Below are 15,660 nucleotides of genomic sequence, written 5' to 3'. Positions count from 1 at the left end.
TAAGATTTTTGTTAGATTTATATAAATGAGCGTTTGTGGTGCAACTTTATGCAAGATGGTGCAAAAATTAAGTTTCTATCTTGGTTAAGTTCGATTTTGTTCAGCGTTGATATTTTACATTTAATTAAGTTGTTGTTTTTAAATAAAAATATTTCAATTTGGTCGGGTGGTGTTAAGTGGCGTGCTATTTGCTTGGTTTGAGTTATTACAATTATGGATAATTGAGCGAGAAACGGATGACCGATTCAAACAGCGGCTGGATAAAATCAACCTGTGCTTATTGTGGTGTAGGGTGTGGAATAGAAGCGAGACCGACATCGTTAGGAAAACTAGAAGTGCGTGGTGATAAAGATCATCCATCAAACTATGGAAAGCTATGTACTAAAGGGATTGCGCTTGGTGATACCGTCACGCCTTTAGGACGCCTAACACAGCCTGCTCATATTCAGAATGAGCAAAAACAAGAGCTGGACTGGAACAGTGCCACTCAGTTGGTCGCAGACAAATTAAATCAAACCATCGAAGAATTTGGGACCGATTCGGTTGCGTTCTATGTTTCTGGTCAGCTGCTTACCGAAGACTACTACGTTGCCAATAAATTGATGAAAGGCTTCATCGGCAGTGGCAACATCGACAGTAATTCTAGGCTGTGTATGGCTTCAACCGTGGTCGGGCATAAGCGAGCGTTTGGCGCAGACACAGTACCGGTCTGTTATGAAGATCTCGAGCAAGCCGATCTAGTCGTGATTACTGGCTCAAATCTAGCTTGGTGTCACCCTGTGTTATTCCAAAGATTAAGAGCCGCAAAACAAGCCAACCCTGCATTGAAAGTCATCGTCATCGACCCGCGTTATACCGACACCTGTGAAATCGCAGACATTCACTTGGCATTGGAATCTGGCTCAGACGTAGCGTTGTTCAATGGTTTATTGGGCTATCTCGACGATAACGACAAGCTAGATGCAGACTACATAGAAAACCACACTCAAGGCTTTACTGAGTCGATTCGATCTGCAACTCGCTACCGTTATACCGAATCAGGCTATACCGAAGCTGGCTGGGGCGACAAAAGTGTTCCTGAGCTCACAGGGATAACAGAGCAGCAGTTAAAACAGTTCTACAGGTTGTTTGCATCGAATGAGAAGGTGCTGACCATTTACTCTCAAGGCGTGAACCAATCCACACAAGGGTGCGATAAGGTAAACGCCATTATTAACTGCCATTTAGCGACCGGGAAAATCGGTAAGCCGGGCATGGGGCCATTCTCTGTAACGGGCCAGCCAAACGCGATGGGCGGGCGTGAGGTGGGCGGTTTAGCCAATACTTTAGCAGCGCACTTTGAATTTGGTGATCCGCAATCACACCAAACGGTGAGCGAGTTCTGGCAAACCGACAGCTTAGCCACACATGCGGGCTTAAAAGCGATTGACCTGTTTGATGCCATGAATGAAGGCAAAATCAAAGCGGTGTGGATCATGGCGACTAACCCAGTCGTGAGTTTGCCTGACAGCGAAAAAATTAAAGCCGCATTAGAGAAGTGCCCATTTGTGGTGGTGTCTGATTGTATTGCCGATACTGAAACCACTCGCTTGGCCGATGTGGTGCTGCCCGCACAAGGGTGGAGCGAGAAGTCGGGTACTGTGACCAACTCTGAGCGTCGAATCTCACGCCAACGCCGTATATTACCAAGCCCAGGGGAAGCCAAACCCGATTGGTGGATATTAAAAGAAGTGGCACAAAAAATGGGATTCAAAGAGCAGTTCGAGTTCCGCCACGAAGGTGAGATCTTCAAAGAGTATTGCGAGATGACAGTGCTCGGCAATGAGACAGGCAAAGCCCGTGACTTATGCTTAATTGGACTCACGCAATTGGATGAAAAAGGCTATGGCGAACTCACTCCACAGCAATGGCCAGTATTAGAGTATCAACCAGAGATCATTGAGCAGCGCATGTTCACCAATGGCGAGTTCTTTACTGAATCAGGCAAAGCACAGTTTATTGCAGTTGAGCACGATAAACCGATTGCCGATACTAGCCTTGAATTCCCACTTATCATGAACACAGGCCGAATCCGAGACCAATGGCACACCATGAGCCGAACGGGCTTGGCTGCAGGTTTAGGTGAACACACACCAGAACCCTTTGTCGCCATGCATCCAGATACGGTTGCAGAGCTTGGCTTAGATGAATTTGGGCTAGATGCCTTTAACCACGCCACTATTAACCCAGTGGTGAAAGTGCGCAGCGCACAAGGGGAGTGCCAAGCCCGCTTAGTAGTGACCAAAGAGATGCGCCGCGAACAAGTTTTCATGCCTATCCACTGGAATGCACCGACCGCCAAAGACAGTAAACCATGTGACTTGATCTTGCCTCATACCGATGCCGCATCTGGTCAGCCAGAATTCAAACACACACCAGTGGTGGTTGAACCGTGTGGCTATCGCAGCGAAGCCGCACTGGTCAGCGACAAAGTGATGGATTGCAGCGGCTTTGATTACTGGGTGCGCCAAAGAGTGGAGGGCGGTTTTCTGTATCGCATCTCATCATCCAAGAACCCAATGGAGTTGGTGATTCAGCTTGCCAACACCCTCGATGCCTTGCCAGAACCTAACGCGGAGGCGATCAAATCACTCCATTACCACGGCAACAAATCATTCAAGAACTACGGCTCTGCCAAGCTGGGTCAGTCTGGTGTAAAGCAAGCCTTTGTGGTGAACAGTAAGCTTGACCATCAAAGCATCGATTGGCTGGTGGAATGCCTAACTCGAGAAGCCGATGAAGAGTTCGAAGCCGAGTTTTTGAGTACCATGGCGAAGTAGTTACTACCTCTCACTTATCCATCCCTATAACAAAAACGCCGACAATCATGTCGGCGTTTTTGTTTGAGTGTACAGCCCCCAAGACGTGACAATTCATTGCCTGAACTGCGGTTCACTCACACATTAGGGAGTTTTCTGCATTTTGCCGAAACTATATGGAAAATTTCTGCTTTTCGTCATGTTTGATACGAAGATAAATAGGTAAGATGATGTTATTAAGAGAGTTATTGGACTAAGTGTAGTGTGTCTTGGAAACTAAACAGAATTGTTTCAGGGACAAAATGCAGAATTATTCTGTCTAATATAGCTGTTAGAGGCTTTCGTCGTTAGCATTAAATTTAATTATATATGGAGATAGAATGGCGTTATTAAAAGAATCAGATTTAAGATCGTATGTGACTAAAAGCTCGATTTCGATGGAAAGCTTAAGTGAAAGTAATATTGATTCTCAAGAGTTTGATATATTTTTGTCACATAGTTATTTAGATAAAGACACTGTTTTCGGTCTTAAAGAATATTTGGAAAACTATGGGCTATCTGTTTACGTTGATTGGATTGATGATAATCAATTAGAGCGTGATTCTGTAAACTCTGATACGGCAGATTTACTTAGAAAACGAATGATACAATGTGAATCTTTATTGTTTGCAACATCTTCGAATTCATCTACGAGCAAATGGATGCCTTGGGAATGCGGATACTTTGATGGTGTCAACGGTAAAATTGCAATATTACCTATATCTAAAGTAGATGAACATTCATTTAAGGGACAAGAGTATTTAGGTTTATACCCTTACATTGATGTTTCTAGCTCTGTAATATGGATTAACAGCACAAAATCTGGCTTCTGTTCAATTAAGGATTGGTTAAATGGCAAATCTCCCAACAGTTAATGAAACCTATTTAATTCTAATACAGGGGACAATTAGTAGGTTAGCTACAACGTCATTTCTAATTAAAGGTTGGGGGGTAACTTTAGTTTCAGCTATTTTTGCACTAGCTGCCAAAGATGCCAATTCAGCATTTGTTTTAGTTGCTTACTTTCCTTCGATTATGTTCTGGTTACTTGATGGATATTTTCTAGGAATGGAGCGCAGATTTGTAGAAATGTACAATCAGGCTAGTAAAGGTTTAATTCCCAATTTTGAGATCAAACCACACAACTTCACAAGCAGAAGGGCTTGTATGGTAGCTGCTTGTTTTTCAAGAACCATTTTATTATTTCATGGTTGTATTTTTGCGACCATTTTGCTTGTCATGTTTGGCATAAACCGCCTCTAACAAGGCGTTTAAACGGAACAAAAACAGTGGGTTACGTTTCGCTTCGCTACACATTATAACCCACAATTTTTGTCCGCTTAACGCGGCGTTAACTGTTTAGGAAGATTTGGAGGTTACTATTAGGTTTTATATTTCCTTAGGTGCAATAGCGTTTATTTCGTTGTGTGTCACCTTTGCAGCTCCAATCAGTGAAACTTTTAAGGGAGTTACTACAATTCCTGCTGTTGGTGCATTGGTTGCTGCTCTATATCAACTTGTTCGAGATAACTCGGCTCATGAACGGAATAAAGAGTTAAACCTACAAAAGCAAAACTTAGCTTTGGCGTCTTCGTCTCATATGGCAAATGCAGTTTTCGATAAACAAGCAGAATTTTCAGACCAATATGTAAAACAAGTTTTAAAGGCATTCAATGATCTTCGTACAAAAACCGACTATGAGGAGGCTCATGGCTTTGCTGCTGACCTAACGATACTTCGATTAGAGTATATGAACTGGTTAACTGAGGAAATTGATAACAACCTCGAAGGCTTCGAAAGGCAGTTAAGAAAGTTGGGGGCTAATTCTCAATATATAAAAATGCCAAAAAGTGAAGGCACTGTTCAAGAGCATCGAGATAATGCTGCAAGAGAAATGTTGGATATTCAAGCGGCTTTTATTTATGTGCTCGAAAAAGCGACACACGATCACGATGCATCATTGATAACGTTATCAAAAAAAATGAGAGCGATTCTTGGTGTGGAAGAATTGGCGCACCATAAAAACAAAATTTTGAAGCACAGTGGCAAAAACAGTTAACAAACGCTTCAAGTGGGATTCGTAAACGTGTGCCGAACTCGCTTCGCTCAAACGTGGCACACGTTCACTCACCCCTTAAGCGGGCGTTATATTTATGGGCTGAAATACAACATAAGGATAGAAAATGAAAACTAAAATGGCGCTTTTGGCTAGTGCTATATTTGTCAGTGGTTGCGGCTCGATGGACTTACGTCATACCGTCGACATATCAGAGATGCAAACATTTATTGAGTTCAATGTTAACGATGAGCTATCAGTTAGCAATGTCCAAACTAATAAAGACAAAATTGTGATTGTGGAGCTAGGGGGCTTAACGGTCACGAGCAACAAGAAAGAATTAACAGACACTGTCATTGAACTTACGAAGCAGGAATTAGTTAAACGAAACGCAAAAATGAGCGCTAGCGCTAAGAAAGGGTTAAATTTATCTATAGAGAAACTTGTTTGTAAATCACCCAAAAATGCACTTTCTGTTGGTTGTGATACGTTGCTAAAATTAAGAACGAATGCCGGTTATGAAGCTATATATCCAGCGTTTGCCGAGGATATTGATGCAAATGAAGCGAGTAGTTTCTCGTTAGCCAACTCGGTTGCTGCAATGTTTCGAGATCCAAATGTTATTGATTATTTGACCAAAAAATAAATATAACAAGAAATTTAAGAGTGATTCACAACGCTCGGCGCTTTCACTTCTAGCCAGTTTAGTGTTTATGGCACAATGCTTTAGGTAGGTTGTTGGCGTTGTTCACACCTTAACTTGGCGTTATACGCCTAATAAAGTCATTTATCTCAATGATTAATATCAATATTCCAGTTCTTTTAAAAAACATTTTTCTTATTCTGCCAGCACCGTAAGCACAATTTGCAACTAAAGTTTGAATTTTGTTGTATGGATTCCGAGTTGGTCATAGCTTATGCGTTAGAGTGAGTATGTTCTTGCTCTCTAGTTACTTAAATATGAGTGTATAGTTATGAATGAGCTAATTGTTCGTGCAATTCAAGAGAAGTTAAAACTTGAGTTTACTTACGACGGATACCCGAGAGAAGTTTTACCACATTGTTATGGCATGACTACTGCTGGTAATGATGCCGTTCGGTGTTATCAGATCTCTGGCGGCAGTGCTTCGGGTACAGTTCCGGGGTGGCATTTGATGACAGTAAACAAAATGGTTGGTCTAAAGGCTACCACGCACTTTGATTCAGCTGCCGAAGGCTATAAGCGCGGTGACCGTGGTATGAGCCGCATTTATTGTGAGCTTTAGCTTGCTTGATATACGCTTCACTTTAGATTGTGAGAAAAGCGTTTAAGACAGATTCCCAACGCATGGCATTTTTCATTCTATCGTTGGGTTTTGTGTTTAAGGTGGTAAGGCTTTAGGTAGGATGGTAGCGTTGCTCACTACTTAACGCGGCTACATGGATTCCCCCGGTTGTCAAACATCCGCTAAGCTTATGTTGATGGGTTTTGGACTGCCGCTCTACATTCGGCCTACTTATCGACGATTCGCATACGTCGTGGCCCTGATGACTTGCGCGACTGCGGTGCCTTATTCGTTAGATGACATCTAGTGTGTCCGCCGCATTAACAGGCTCTCCGCAAGTAGTCTTAACCTATCTCCATCATTAGCGTCTGCAATGACCCGGTGGGTTTAACTCTTTATGTTGCTTAGGTTTTTACTTAAGCAGCATAGTTTTCATATTCTGTTTGATTGTGTAAAAGCGACCATATAATTCGTGCGTTTTTCGCAGCAAGTGCCACTATTGCTCGGTTCATTCCTCTCCGTTCTAGAACGCCTCGACACCACTGACTTAGCTTATCTTGCTTGTCGCCAAGGTTGGCAATCACGGTCCTTGCTCCGTGAACTAATAGTGTTCGTAAGTATTTATCGCCGTGTTTGGTTATCCGACCTAAGCGTGGCTTTCCTCCCGTCGAATATTGTTTTGGTACGAGTCCTAGCCAAGCAGAGAAATCACGGCTTTTATCAAATTGAGAACCATTGCCTATCGAAGCAAGTATCGCAGTAGCGGTTTGCGGTCCAATGCCACGAACCTTCATCACTCGTTGAACATTAGCGCTGACCTTAGCAAAAGACTCGAAGACTTGTTCAGTATCGGCGATACGTTGATTCAACTCTCCAAGGTGGTGATAAGCATCGGCAATCACCGTTCTTGCGAGATGTGGCAGTTCATTTTCTGCATCTTCAAGCATTAAGGGAACGTGTTTCATTAATGAAGAGCGGCCAACAGGAATGATTAACCCGAACTCAGAGAGTAGGGCGCGCATGCGATTCATAAGCGCGGTGCGTTCACGAACCCAACGCTCTCTCATTCTATGTACCGATAAGATGGCTTGTTGCTCGGGGGATTTTACGGGTACAAAGCGAGTTGATGGACGCTGAACAGCTTCGCATATGGCAACAGCATCATTAAGGTCGTTCTTTCCTTTAGTTCGATAAGGAATTACGTATTTAACGGCCATAATGCGGGCGTCGTGCCCAAGTTTATTGAGTGTTCTTGCCCAATAATGTGCACCACCACACGCTTCAACGCCTATACGCATGAGTGGCATATTTGCTATTGTAGTCAGTAGTTTAGAGCGAGTTACCGACTTATGAAGTATGACCTTACCATTTTGGTCTACGGCATGAAGACTAAAGTGGTTTTTAGCTAGGTCGATACCGCAGAAATAAGAAAAATCAGACATGGTGCCTCCGGTGCATTTAAGTACCACATAAGTGTGGCAGATCCTCGGGAGGGGGAATCCATGTCATTCGTTAGCTTACACGAGCGAATTAAGAGGGTTTTGATGAAAAATTGTTTTGTAGTAACCCCCATTGGGAATGATGGTAGTGAAATACGACGTTCTGCTGATGGGTTGATTGACGCAGTAATTGAGCCTATTTGCAAGGAACTTGAATTAAACATGTTCGTTGCTCATCGTATAGATACACCAGGATCAATTACAACTCAGGTCATAGAACATGTACTTAATGATGATCTGGTAATTGCTAATTTAACCACACTTAACCCAAATGTAATGTATGAATTAGCTGTGCGTCATGCAGCTAAGTTACCTGTAATTTGCCTTGCGCAAAATGGAACTGTTCTTCCGTTCGATATCTCTGATGAACGAACTATTTTCTATGAAAATGATATGGCAGGAGTTCAAAAGCTAAAACTTATACTTAAGAAAATGGCACTTGAAGCTCTAGATGACAAAGAAGTGGATAATCCCGTATACCGAGCAGCTAAGAATAAGGTTATGAAGGACTTGCATCCTCAAGACGATTTTCAGTCCTATATATTGAATTAATTAGATCGTTTTGAGTCTTTATTACAAAGTTCTCAGTCAAAAAATGACCGTAAGCAAATAGCACGAAAACAGTATAAAGTTATAGCTGTATTAGGTGGAGAAGCTAAAAGCAACAAAGATACTCGGGATGAGTTGATTGAGAGCTTGTTTATGAATACGGGCGTTAAACAATTTGAGCATAATCAGAATGACATTGTTGCTTATCCGGAGAACAAAGAGCAACTCATGTCAGTAGTTAAGATGTTAGAAAATATGCCTGATGTGGTTGAGGTTGTAAGCTAACAAGCATTTAAAAATCAAGACAACCAAATAGGGCTCCATTACAGGCGCCCCTTGTGTTGGTTGGTAGTGCCTAGTGTTTAAGGCGGTTTTAGTAGATCCGATGTCGGTTGTTGCTATTTTTATAAAGCATTGGGATATGCAACCACTTGAGATTTAAAAATATGCCTACATATTGATACCGTCAATCAATTAGATGTAGGGATACACATGTCAATTAAAAACCTGAATGCTGGCGATATTGTTGTCAGTAACTTTGGTGTTTATCAGCACTGGTCTTTGGTCTCGGACGCACTATGTGAGAAAGGGCTACCTATGCTAATTTCTGCAACTCAGCGAAACGGCACAGTCCAAGAAGAAAGCTGGGATATAGTCACTAAGGGTGAGCATACTTACTTAACGGAAGTTACATACGACCGACCTGTGCCAGAGGTACTTGAAGTGGCGCGTTCTGAAATTGGAAAGTGGAAATATTCTTTGACTGACAGAAATTGTGAGCATTTTGCTAAATGGGCTACGGGGTTAAAAATGTCTTCGACCCAAGTTGTTGCGGGCGCGACAGGTGCTGTTTTAGGCGCAAGTTTAGTTGGCTTATGCTCTGAAAATCCTAAGTTTGCTAAATTCCTTGGTGGTGCCTTAGCTTTAGGTGGTTTAACTGTTTTAGCGACCAAGGCTGTTGAGAAAAAATAACAATGCTTAGGTAATGATTCTACACGCTTGGCATTTTAACCATGCATAAGTTCAGTGTCGTGTTCAGTTGGTTTCAGAGGAATAAATGAAAGAGTTTAAGGTTAAGGGGAGCAACGCGATACTCAGGTATCATGATCTTCCCGGTTCGGAAGTGCCTATTATTTTTATACACGGTATTGGCTGTGCTTCCTCGTTTGATTATCCGGCCGTTGCGTCTAGTGATTGGTTGCTTCCTCATCGACGCATTCTTGTTGATTTATTAGGTTCTGGGTTTAGTGATAAACCTGAGGATTTCGATTATTCCATCGGTAGCCACGCGGCTTATCTTGAGGCGTTTATTCAATCTTTGGGTTTGGATAAGTTTGTCATCTACGGTCACAGCATGGGTGGCTCTGTGTCGGTTGTGTTGGCTGAAAAAGTTCAACCACAACTACAGGCTTTGGTGTTGAATGAGGCTAACCTTGATTCCGGTGGCGGGTTCTTTAGCAAGAAGATTGCGAGCTACACCGAACTTGAAGATGCCAATCACGGTCACGCTCAGATAGTGCAACACAGTATCGATGACCAAAATACTCAATGGGCTGCCAGTTTAGCCGTGAATTTAGCGATAGGTACGCACAGGCAAGCCGTCTCCTTGATAGAAGGGCAGCACCCAAGTTGGCGTGATAGGTTGTACTCTTTGAACGTAAACAGAACTTATATATTTGGTAGTGAATCTTTACCAGACCGCGATACCGAAGAACTGAGTATCCACGATATAGCGATCAGCGTGGTTTCTGATGCTGGGCATTCAATGGCGTGGGAAAACGCCGATGGGCTAGCTGAAGCTATTAAGCGCGCGATACCAATGGATTAGCCTCTTAGCCTGCAATTCAATTAGACATGGTGTGTTCGGTGCGAATAAGTACCACATAAGTTTGGCAGATCCTCGGTAGGGGGAATCTCTGTCATTCGTTATGTGTTTCCAGAGATACATCATGATACAGTTAAGTTAATTAAATTACTGAAAATTAAGGCTATTTATGAATGATCCAGAGAAAATTTCTGAAGATGTGGTTTATGGTTGGTATAACCACATGGACAAAGCGTTTAGCACGCTGTTTTTTACTGCCGGTATTGGGGCCCTTCAGTTTCCTAAGCAAGCTGATGAAATCGCTACGATCTCACTTCTTTTTTTCCTAATACTAGCTTTTAGTTTGGCGAAGAGTCGAGATGTGAGGCGACATATTGAAAGACTGGAACGCTATAAAGGACGTATATATATGTTCTTTATTGTGTGGTTAAAAACGCCTGTGTTTCTGACTAGCGCAGTGTTTTTAGTGTCAATTGCTACTGGCATGGTAACCGTAGATACGCTTGATGGGTTTTCATTAAAAGATCTGTTGGGCTTTTAAGCATACGCATAACAAGCATTTAAAAATCAAGCTAACCAAACAGGGCGCCATTAACAGGCGCCCTTTGTGTTAGTTGGAAACGCTGTAAGTGTCGTAGTCGCGCAGTAAAAAGAGTGCGATACAGGCTGCGAGCATTGGCCAAGAGGCGAAGAACAGTAGGTTGTTGAACGGGTCCATGTATTTTCCAAAAGAGGCGAAGGTTGAACCTGCGTGTAGGACTAAAATGGCACCGTAGGTGTACTTCTTCCACATGCCGACGACGAACGCGCCTAAAAATCCGAGCTGCGCGACACCCAGAGCCATTATTGCGTTGTCGGAGATGTCGATGCCGTAAAAGCCTGACAGTACTTTTGTAGCGTGCTCTGGTACCAGAATCTTATCCAATCCCCAGAACAAGAAGACGATAAAAATGCCGACTCGCAGCAGTAGTAGGCTAGTCGCCAGTTTGGTTTGAAGTGTCTTTTCCATGATATTCCTTTTAATGCACTCAACGATGCGATGAAGTTAAATGTCCATCAAAGGAGACCCATGGCCGTTGGTTTTTCTTTCGCTATTTTTCAATGCCTTATGTAACAATGAATGTCTGATTAACCTTTGCTTATATAATATGTCATTTTTTGATGTGGTATCATTTACGCAGTTAATTGTTAATGGATATATAACGTGAAAAAATACCTACTATTATCACTTTCGGTTTTAATTTTGGCTGGTTGTGGAGCCCCTCGTTACACAGGGAGCGCGATTCCAGAACCTAAGACTGAAGTGGATGTTGTTATTGTTAAAGACGCTGAAACACGTGAAGGGTTCTTGAATACCATGGAAGCGTGGCTGCAAGATAACGATTATACCTACACTGTCGTACCTGATAAGTCGAAGCACGATCTTGATAAGCTAACATTGGAGTATGAAGGCCATTGGAGCTGGGACTTAGCGTTGTTCTTAAAGCAAGCGGAGATCAATGCTTATCAGAACGGGCAAAGAGTCGGTGAAGTAGAGTTTAAAGTTCCATATACAGCTAACCCGAACAAGTTCGGTGATGCATCTAAGCGTATTGGTTTTATGATGGATACGGTATTTGGTAAGAAAACCGCTGAAGAAGCGACGAAAGCGGCCAATTCATCAAATTCAAAAGCGACGAACTAGTCTAATTAGCTGACTCACTCATCCCTTTGTTCGCTTTCTATTTCTCTTTAAGCTCAGCTCGAAGAGACGAAGATGTGAAGCCGTGGCTTTTACCGTTACGGCTTCACATTGTTCATATTAATTAAAGCTCATGTCTGAAGTGGTATCTTACTCATTTCGCTTGGTATTCAGGGCCTGGTATCAATACGTTTCGCTATCTTTGCTTCTTTTCATTTCGAGCCAGCCATATGAGTGGCAATATGATCATTGCAGTGCCAATCGCCATTGCAATATCAGGCATTTCACCAAACCAGACCAACCCAACTCCCACCGCTCCGAGTAAGCCGCTGTATTCAGCACTGGCGATTTTATTGCTTTCTGCCGATCGGTAAGTGACGACACATATCGCTGCGTAGATGAGGATAAAGCCACTTGAACCTGCGGCAGTGATAAGTGGCGACCAATCCCATTCACGGCCTTCCCAAATGGCGAGTCCAAGTGATGCCGGAACGCCTGCTAAATTGGTTAACAACAACGTTTGTGCCACGGTTTGGTGCTTCGGGAGTTTGCGGATCAATAAGTTATTACTGGCAATGGTTAACGCTACGATAAGCGCTGCAATGGCCGCCCAATCGATCTCTGTCGGGCGAATGATGACCAGAACGCCCATAAAGCCAAATATTCCAGCAGCAATAGAGTAGCGGCTGAGTTGCTCTTTGAAAAATACCAAGGCTAACGGCAGCATCATTAAAGGTGCGGCGTAGAAAATCGCGTTGGCGGTGGCTAATGGCATGGCATTGATGGCAAACACCATAAAGATCGCACCCAGTAACCATATATGCGCGCGCAAGGCATGCCATTTCAGCCCGTCGGTGAAGCTCTTTTTACTCACGCCAAAACAAAAAGGCAGAAGGATTAACACTGCAGTTAGCTGTCTGAAGAAGACAAATTGAAATACAGCAATGTCTTCGCCCAAGGTTTTAATTAAGGCATCAGAGAAAACCGCAATTAGATTACCGACAATGAGTAAACTCATTGCCATTCCAACAGACATTGAAGGCATGATGAAGCTCCTATCATTGACTGACGCGTGTTCAGTGTGAGTTAAAAGAAAATGAAGAAGTGTGATGGCGTAATCTTAATGCATAAAATCGTTTCATATATAATGATAAAAATTCATTTAGTATGAGCTGAGCTAATAATGAAATTACCACCTTTAAGAGCAATACAATGTTTCGAGTCGGTCGCTCGTTTTAATAGCTTTTCTCAGGCGGCGATAGCGCTTCATGTTACTCAAAGTGCGGTGAGTCATCAGGTTCGCTTGCTGGAGGAATACTTAGGTGAAACCTTGTTTGTGCGTCAGGGAAGGCGTTTATCGCTCACCCCGATAGGAGAGCGTTACTACGAAGAGGTGTCTCATTCATTGCAGAATATCGCGCAAGCCAGCTACCAAATCCGCGAGGGTGAAAGTGGGAAAATTCGGATTGCAATGTACAGTTCTTTGGCCGTTAAATGGTTGGTGCCTAGGCTCGAAAACTTACGCCAACAGCATCCAGAAATCGATTTAACGTTAAGTATGGTGGCCGATGAGCCAGAGTTCTCGGATCAAGTTGCCGACTGCTTTATCACTGCTAATCCGCCAAAGAAAAACTACGTTAGTGACTTCTTATATAAAGAGCAGCTATATCCGTTTTGTAGCCAAAAGGTGTGGCAGAGAATTGAAGATAAACCTTTGCCAGAGGCACTATGGGATCAGCAGTTACTTTCAGTAAATTCAATCTTCAAGGAAGGCGGTGAGGCGAAAGACTGGGCTAAGTGGTGTGAACTCGGTGGTTTCAGCCTGCCAAAGGATGTGAAAATTAGCCAATTCAGCCACATGGTACTGGCCGCTGAGGCCGTGAAATACCATCAAGGTATCGCGTTCCTGAACGACTACTTTCTTAATGACCAAGATCTTCAACAAAACTTGGTTCGTATCCCAATGCACGACTTACCGACTGGCGACAATATGTACTTTGTCTACAAAAATTCGAGAGCCAAGCAGTTTGAAATTAGAACGTTAGGTCATTGGCTCAAACAGCAATGTTTTGATTATGAGTAAACAGTGAAGCGTAACATTGAAAGAAACCGCTCACTCTCAGATACATGCGTGGTATCTAGATAACACGCATATATTTTAGGGGCGTGAACTACGCTCTTATGTTCATTGGAAACGCTTCGAGTGTCCTAACTCGAAGTAAAAATATTGTGAGGCAGGCTGCCATCAATGAGTCTGCTTAGACTTGTTCCCATTCTGGCGTTGAGGTGGATGAGAGTTTGTCTTCATTATCTGCAGCCATATGTTGCTGTCTGAGCAAACTTATCGTCAGGCTTATTGGCATCGGCTTATAAAAATAGAAGCCTTGGATATAGTCGACGCCCAGTTTAGACAAGATGTTCACTTGGGATTCGTACTCAACCCCTTCGACGATGACTTGCATACCTAAGGTGCGGGACAACTGAAGCATGGACTCCAGCAAAGGGATACCAAGGCTTGATTCGTCTGAAATGTTTTTCACAAACACGCGATCGATTTTGAGAATGCTGAACGGGAATTGTCTCACAAAGTCTAAGCCCGCATAGCCCGTACCAAAATCATCAATCGCGACTCTTACGCCCATATTCGATAGTTTGGTTAGGTTGCCTCTGATTTTGACCATGTCGGCATCAGAACATTCACCATCTTCGGTTACTTCAAAAACCACCTGTTTGAGAATCTCAGGGTGTCTTTTAAAGATGCTGATCACCTTGTTAGAAAAGTTACTGTTGGACACAACGTTGCGGCTGATGTTGACGCTGATGTATTTTGATTCGAACACGTCTTGATTGCTTTTCAACGTCACTAATACTTTGCGTAGCACGAAGTAGGTGAGCTCCTCAATCAACCCTAAGCTTTCAGCAAGCGGAATGAAAATAGCAGGGGATACATTACCTTCAATAGGGTCATTCCACCTGAGCAGCGACTCGCAGCCTACAATTTCAGTTGTGTTTTGGTTGACGATAGGCTGCATGTGAACATGTAAGTGTTTGTTTTTGAGTGCGCTAGACAGTGAGTATTCTAAGCTACGCTGGCTTTGCTTCTTATGTTTGATGGAAAGGATAATAATGGTGGTGATTCCGGCCATCAGAAAGCCAAACCATAAATAGTTCAACAGGAAGTTCCAATAATACTGATAGCCAATATATGACGTGATGGTCAGCGGGTAAGCGTTCGATTGTATTCGTACTTTGGCAATAGACGGTGCTGTATCAGAAGGGTGAATATCTTTTTTAATCACCTCAACTTTGGCCTGAATTCCGTGCTTGCTCAGGTTTGTTTCTACAATGTCATAGATGAAATGTGGTGGGATCATCAGGCTCACTCCCGCTTCTTCCTTGTTAGAGAAAATCAGCATGATGGATTGCACTTGAGTGATCGCTGAATTTGAATACGACAAGGTTGTTAAGTTCGGGGCGTCATGGAGTCTTTGTCTGATGGTGCTGTACAGGCGAAATGAGACTTCGCCATCGGTAGTCGAGCAGTAAAAACGATCGTCTTTATTGAATACCGCCGCTTCTTTTACCCAATCGGCATCAAAAACGTTTTGGCGAAGTTGCCTAACCATCGCGTCGCAAGTGTGGTCCGGTGTGATGCTTGATAGAAAAAGGTCAAACCTTGATTGAATGCTCTCAAGCCTTGTTTCGACAAGCCTCGATGTGTCTTCCGTTAAATTCTGGTAGTGAGACGGTGTAAAAGGGATAAGCAATGCCATAGAAAAAAAGAAAGAAATGGCAAAGTAGAACGAAGTCTTGGCAAAATGTTGGTACTTGATATCCATAGTTGGAGAAGCGTTACCGGTTTGGGTGAGCATTCAAGTTAATTTATAAATTTAACGATTAGGTAGCAAGGAAAATAATAAATATTGTGAATGAACGCATGAATTATTG

17 protein-coding genes are annotated in these 15,660 nt (G+C 42.9%); 13 read left to right on the top strand and 4 right to left on the bottom strand.

What is annotated here, in order from left to right; genetic code table 11:
• The first annotated feature begins 221 nt into the window (after nt 1-221).
• The 6 genes from AACW75_RS11420 to AACW75_RS11395 all read left to right on the top strand — a co-directional run bounded on the left by AACW75_RS11420 (nt 222) and on the right by AACW75_RS11395 (nt 6,158).
• Complete coding sequence (locus AACW75_RS11420; protein WP_237297431.1) at nt 222-2,819, top strand: molybdopterin oxidoreductase family protein; 2,598 nt, start codon at nt 222-224, stop codon at nt 2,817-2,819.
• Nucleotides 2,820-3,178: 359 nt separating this feature from the next.
• Nucleotides 3,179-3,712: a TIR domain-containing protein gene (locus AACW75_RS11415; protein WP_237297430.1), complete on the top strand. Its 534-nt coding sequence runs from the start codon at nt 3,179-3,181 to the stop codon at nt 3,710-3,712.
• Nucleotides 3,690-4,100 (top strand): hypothetical protein, encoded by a 411-nt coding sequence (locus AACW75_RS11410; protein ID WP_237297429.1) that lies wholly within the window; start codon nt 3,690-3,692, stop codon nt 4,098-4,100. The genes AACW75_RS11415 and AACW75_RS11410 overlap by 23 nt, the downstream gene beginning before the upstream one ends.
• A gap of 106 nt (nt 4,101-4,206) precedes the next feature.
• The gene (locus AACW75_RS11405; RefSeq protein ID WP_123296461.1) at nt 4,207-4,896 is read left to right on the top strand and encodes a hypothetical protein; all 690 of its coding nucleotides are present in this window, start codon (nt 4,207-4,209) and stop codon (nt 4,894-4,896) included.
• Nucleotides 4,897-5,020: 124 nt separating this feature from the next.
• Nucleotides 5,021-5,539 (top strand): hypothetical protein, encoded by a 519-nt coding sequence (locus AACW75_RS11400; protein ID WP_237297428.1) that lies wholly within the window; start codon nt 5,021-5,023, stop codon nt 5,537-5,539.
• A 328-nt stretch (nt 5,540-5,867) separates the two neighbouring features.
• Nucleotides 5,868-6,158 carry a hypothetical protein gene (locus tag AACW75_RS11395; protein ID WP_029865849.1) on the top strand — a complete coding sequence of 97 codons (291 nt, stop codon included), beginning with the start codon at nt 5,868-5,870 and terminating at the stop codon, nt 6,156-6,158.
• Between the two features lie 416 nt (nt 6,159-6,574).
• Here AACW75_RS11395 and AACW75_RS11390 read toward each other — a convergent pair whose 3' ends face one another.
• Nucleotides 6,575-7,600 carry an IS110 family transposase gene (locus AACW75_RS11390; protein ID WP_237297427.1) on the bottom strand — a complete coding sequence of 342 codons (1,026 nt, stop codon included), beginning with the start codon at nt 7,598-7,600 and terminating at the stop codon, nt 6,575-6,577.
• Nucleotides 7,601-7,702: 102 nt separating this feature from the next.
• On the opposite strand from AACW75_RS11390, the gene AACW75_RS11385 reads away from it, so the two are divergent.
• The 5 genes from AACW75_RS11385 to AACW75_RS11365 all read left to right on the top strand — a co-directional run bounded on the left by AACW75_RS11385 (nt 7,703) and on the right by AACW75_RS11365 (nt 10,572).
• On the top strand, nt 7,703-8,209 hold the full coding sequence (locus tag AACW75_RS11385) for a hypothetical protein (protein WP_237297426.1): 507 nt from the start codon (nt 7,703-7,705) through the stop codon (nt 8,207-8,209).
• 150 nt (nt 8,210-8,359) lie between these two features.
• On the top strand, nt 8,360-8,491 hold the full coding sequence (locus AACW75_RS11380; protein ID WP_267134899.1) for a hypothetical protein: 132 nt from the start codon (nt 8,360-8,362) through the stop codon (nt 8,489-8,491).
• Between the two features lie 207 nt (nt 8,492-8,698).
• Nucleotides 8,699-9,178 (top strand): lecithin retinol acyltransferase family protein, encoded by a 480-nt coding sequence (locus AACW75_RS11375; RefSeq protein WP_237297425.1) that lies wholly within the window; start codon nt 8,699-8,701, stop codon nt 9,176-9,178.
• 85 nt (nt 9,179-9,263) lie between these two features.
• Nucleotides 9,264-10,034, top strand: coding sequence for an alpha/beta fold hydrolase (locus AACW75_RS11370; protein ID WP_237297424.1), 771 nt, complete (start codon nt 9,264-9,266; stop codon nt 10,032-10,034).
• A 166-nt stretch (nt 10,035-10,200) separates the two neighbouring features.
• Nucleotides 10,201-10,572, top strand: coding sequence for a hypothetical protein (locus tag AACW75_RS11365; protein ID WP_237297423.1), 372 nt, complete (start codon nt 10,201-10,203; stop codon nt 10,570-10,572).
• A 69-nt stretch (nt 10,573-10,641) separates the two neighbouring features.
• On the opposite strand, the gene AACW75_RS11360 is transcribed toward AACW75_RS11365, so the two are convergent.
• The gene (locus AACW75_RS11360; protein ID WP_237297422.1) at nt 10,642-11,040 is read right to left on the bottom strand and encodes a hypothetical protein; all 399 of its coding nucleotides are present in this window, start codon (nt 11,038-11,040) and stop codon (nt 10,642-10,644) included.
• A 195-nt stretch (nt 11,041-11,235) separates the two neighbouring features.
• Between AACW75_RS11360 and AACW75_RS11355 the strand changes: the two genes are divergently transcribed.
• Nucleotides 11,236-11,715, top strand: coding sequence for an Sbal_3080 family lipoprotein (locus AACW75_RS11355; protein WP_237297421.1), 480 nt, complete (start codon nt 11,236-11,238; stop codon nt 11,713-11,715).
• A gap of 193 nt (nt 11,716-11,908) precedes the next feature.
• Here the strand turns inward: AACW75_RS11355 and AACW75_RS11350 are convergent, their stop codons facing one another.
• Complete coding sequence (locus AACW75_RS11350) at nt 11,909-12,757, bottom strand: DMT family transporter (protein ID WP_102462830.1); 849 nt, start codon at nt 12,755-12,757, stop codon at nt 11,909-11,911.
• A 138-nt stretch (nt 12,758-12,895) separates the two neighbouring features.
• Here AACW75_RS11350 and AACW75_RS11345 point away from each other — a divergent pair, with 138 nt between their 5' ends.
• Nucleotides 12,896-13,795 carry a LysR family transcriptional regulator gene (locus AACW75_RS11345; protein WP_017092010.1) on the top strand — a complete coding sequence of 300 codons (900 nt, stop codon included), beginning with the start codon at nt 12,896-12,898 and terminating at the stop codon, nt 13,793-13,795.
• A 175-nt stretch (nt 13,796-13,970) separates the two neighbouring features.
• Here AACW75_RS11345 and AACW75_RS11340 read toward each other — a convergent pair whose 3' ends face one another.
• Nucleotides 13,971-15,551, bottom strand: coding sequence for an EAL domain-containing protein (locus AACW75_RS11340; protein ID WP_102576161.1), 1,581 nt, complete (start codon nt 15,549-15,551; stop codon nt 13,971-13,973).
• Nucleotides 15,552-15,660 lie beyond the last annotated feature (109 nt).

It is taken from the genome of Vibrio sp. L3-7 (assembly GCF_963898195.1).
GTDB classification, from domain to species: Bacteria; Pseudomonadota; Gammaproteobacteria; order Enterobacterales; family Vibrionaceae; genus Vibrio; species Vibrio echinoideorum.
This window is presented reverse-complemented; position numbering and strand designations above follow the sequence as displayed.

Excerpts from the sequence above, each read along its gene's own strand:
- AACW75_RS11345 (WP_017092010.1), top strand. The coding sequence starts at position 12,896 with ATGAAATTACCACCTTTAAGAGCAATACAATGTTTCGAGTCGGTCGCT.
- AACW75_RS11365 (WP_237297423.1), top strand. The coding sequence starts at position 10,201 with ATGAATGATCCAGAGAAAATTTCTGAAGATGTGGTTTATGGTTGGTAT.
- AACW75_RS11390 (WP_237297427.1), bottom strand. The coding sequence starts at position 7,600 with ATGTCTGATTTTTCTTATTTCTGCGGTATCGACCTAGCTAAAAACCAC.
- AACW75_RS11380 (WP_267134899.1), top strand. The coding sequence starts at position 8,360 with ATGAATACGGGCGTTAAACAATTTGAGCATAATCAGAATGACATTGTT.
- AACW75_RS11395 (WP_029865849.1), top strand. The coding sequence starts at position 5,868 with ATGAATGAGCTAATTGTTCGTGCAATTCAAGAGAAGTTAAAACTTGAG.
- AACW75_RS11340 (WP_102576161.1), bottom strand. The coding sequence starts at position 15,551 with ATGGATATCAAGTACCAACATTTTGCCAAGACTTCGTTCTACTTTGCC.
- AACW75_RS11360 (WP_237297422.1), bottom strand. The coding sequence starts at position 11,040 with ATGGAAAAGACACTTCAAACCAAACTGGCGACTAGCCTACTACTGCTG.
- AACW75_RS11410 (WP_237297429.1), top strand. The coding sequence starts at position 3,690 with ATGGCAAATCTCCCAACAGTTAATGAAACCTATTTAATTCTAATACAG.
- AACW75_RS11415 (WP_237297430.1), top strand. The coding sequence starts at position 3,179 with ATGGCGTTATTAAAAGAATCAGATTTAAGATCGTATGTGACTAAAAGC.
- AACW75_RS11370 (WP_237297424.1), top strand. The coding sequence starts at position 9,264 with ATGAAAGAGTTTAAGGTTAAGGGGAGCAACGCGATACTCAGGTATCAT.
- AACW75_RS11385 (WP_237297426.1), top strand. The coding sequence starts at position 7,703 with ATGAAAAATTGTTTTGTAGTAACCCCCATTGGGAATGATGGTAGTGAA.
- AACW75_RS11400 (WP_237297428.1), top strand. The coding sequence starts at position 5,021 with ATGAAAACTAAAATGGCGCTTTTGGCTAGTGCTATATTTGTCAGTGGT.
- AACW75_RS11350 (WP_102462830.1), bottom strand. The coding sequence starts at position 12,757 with ATGCCTTCAATGTCTGTTGGAATGGCAATGAGTTTACTCATTGTCGGT.
- AACW75_RS11375 (WP_237297425.1), top strand. The coding sequence starts at position 8,699 with ATGTCAATTAAAAACCTGAATGCTGGCGATATTGTTGTCAGTAACTTT.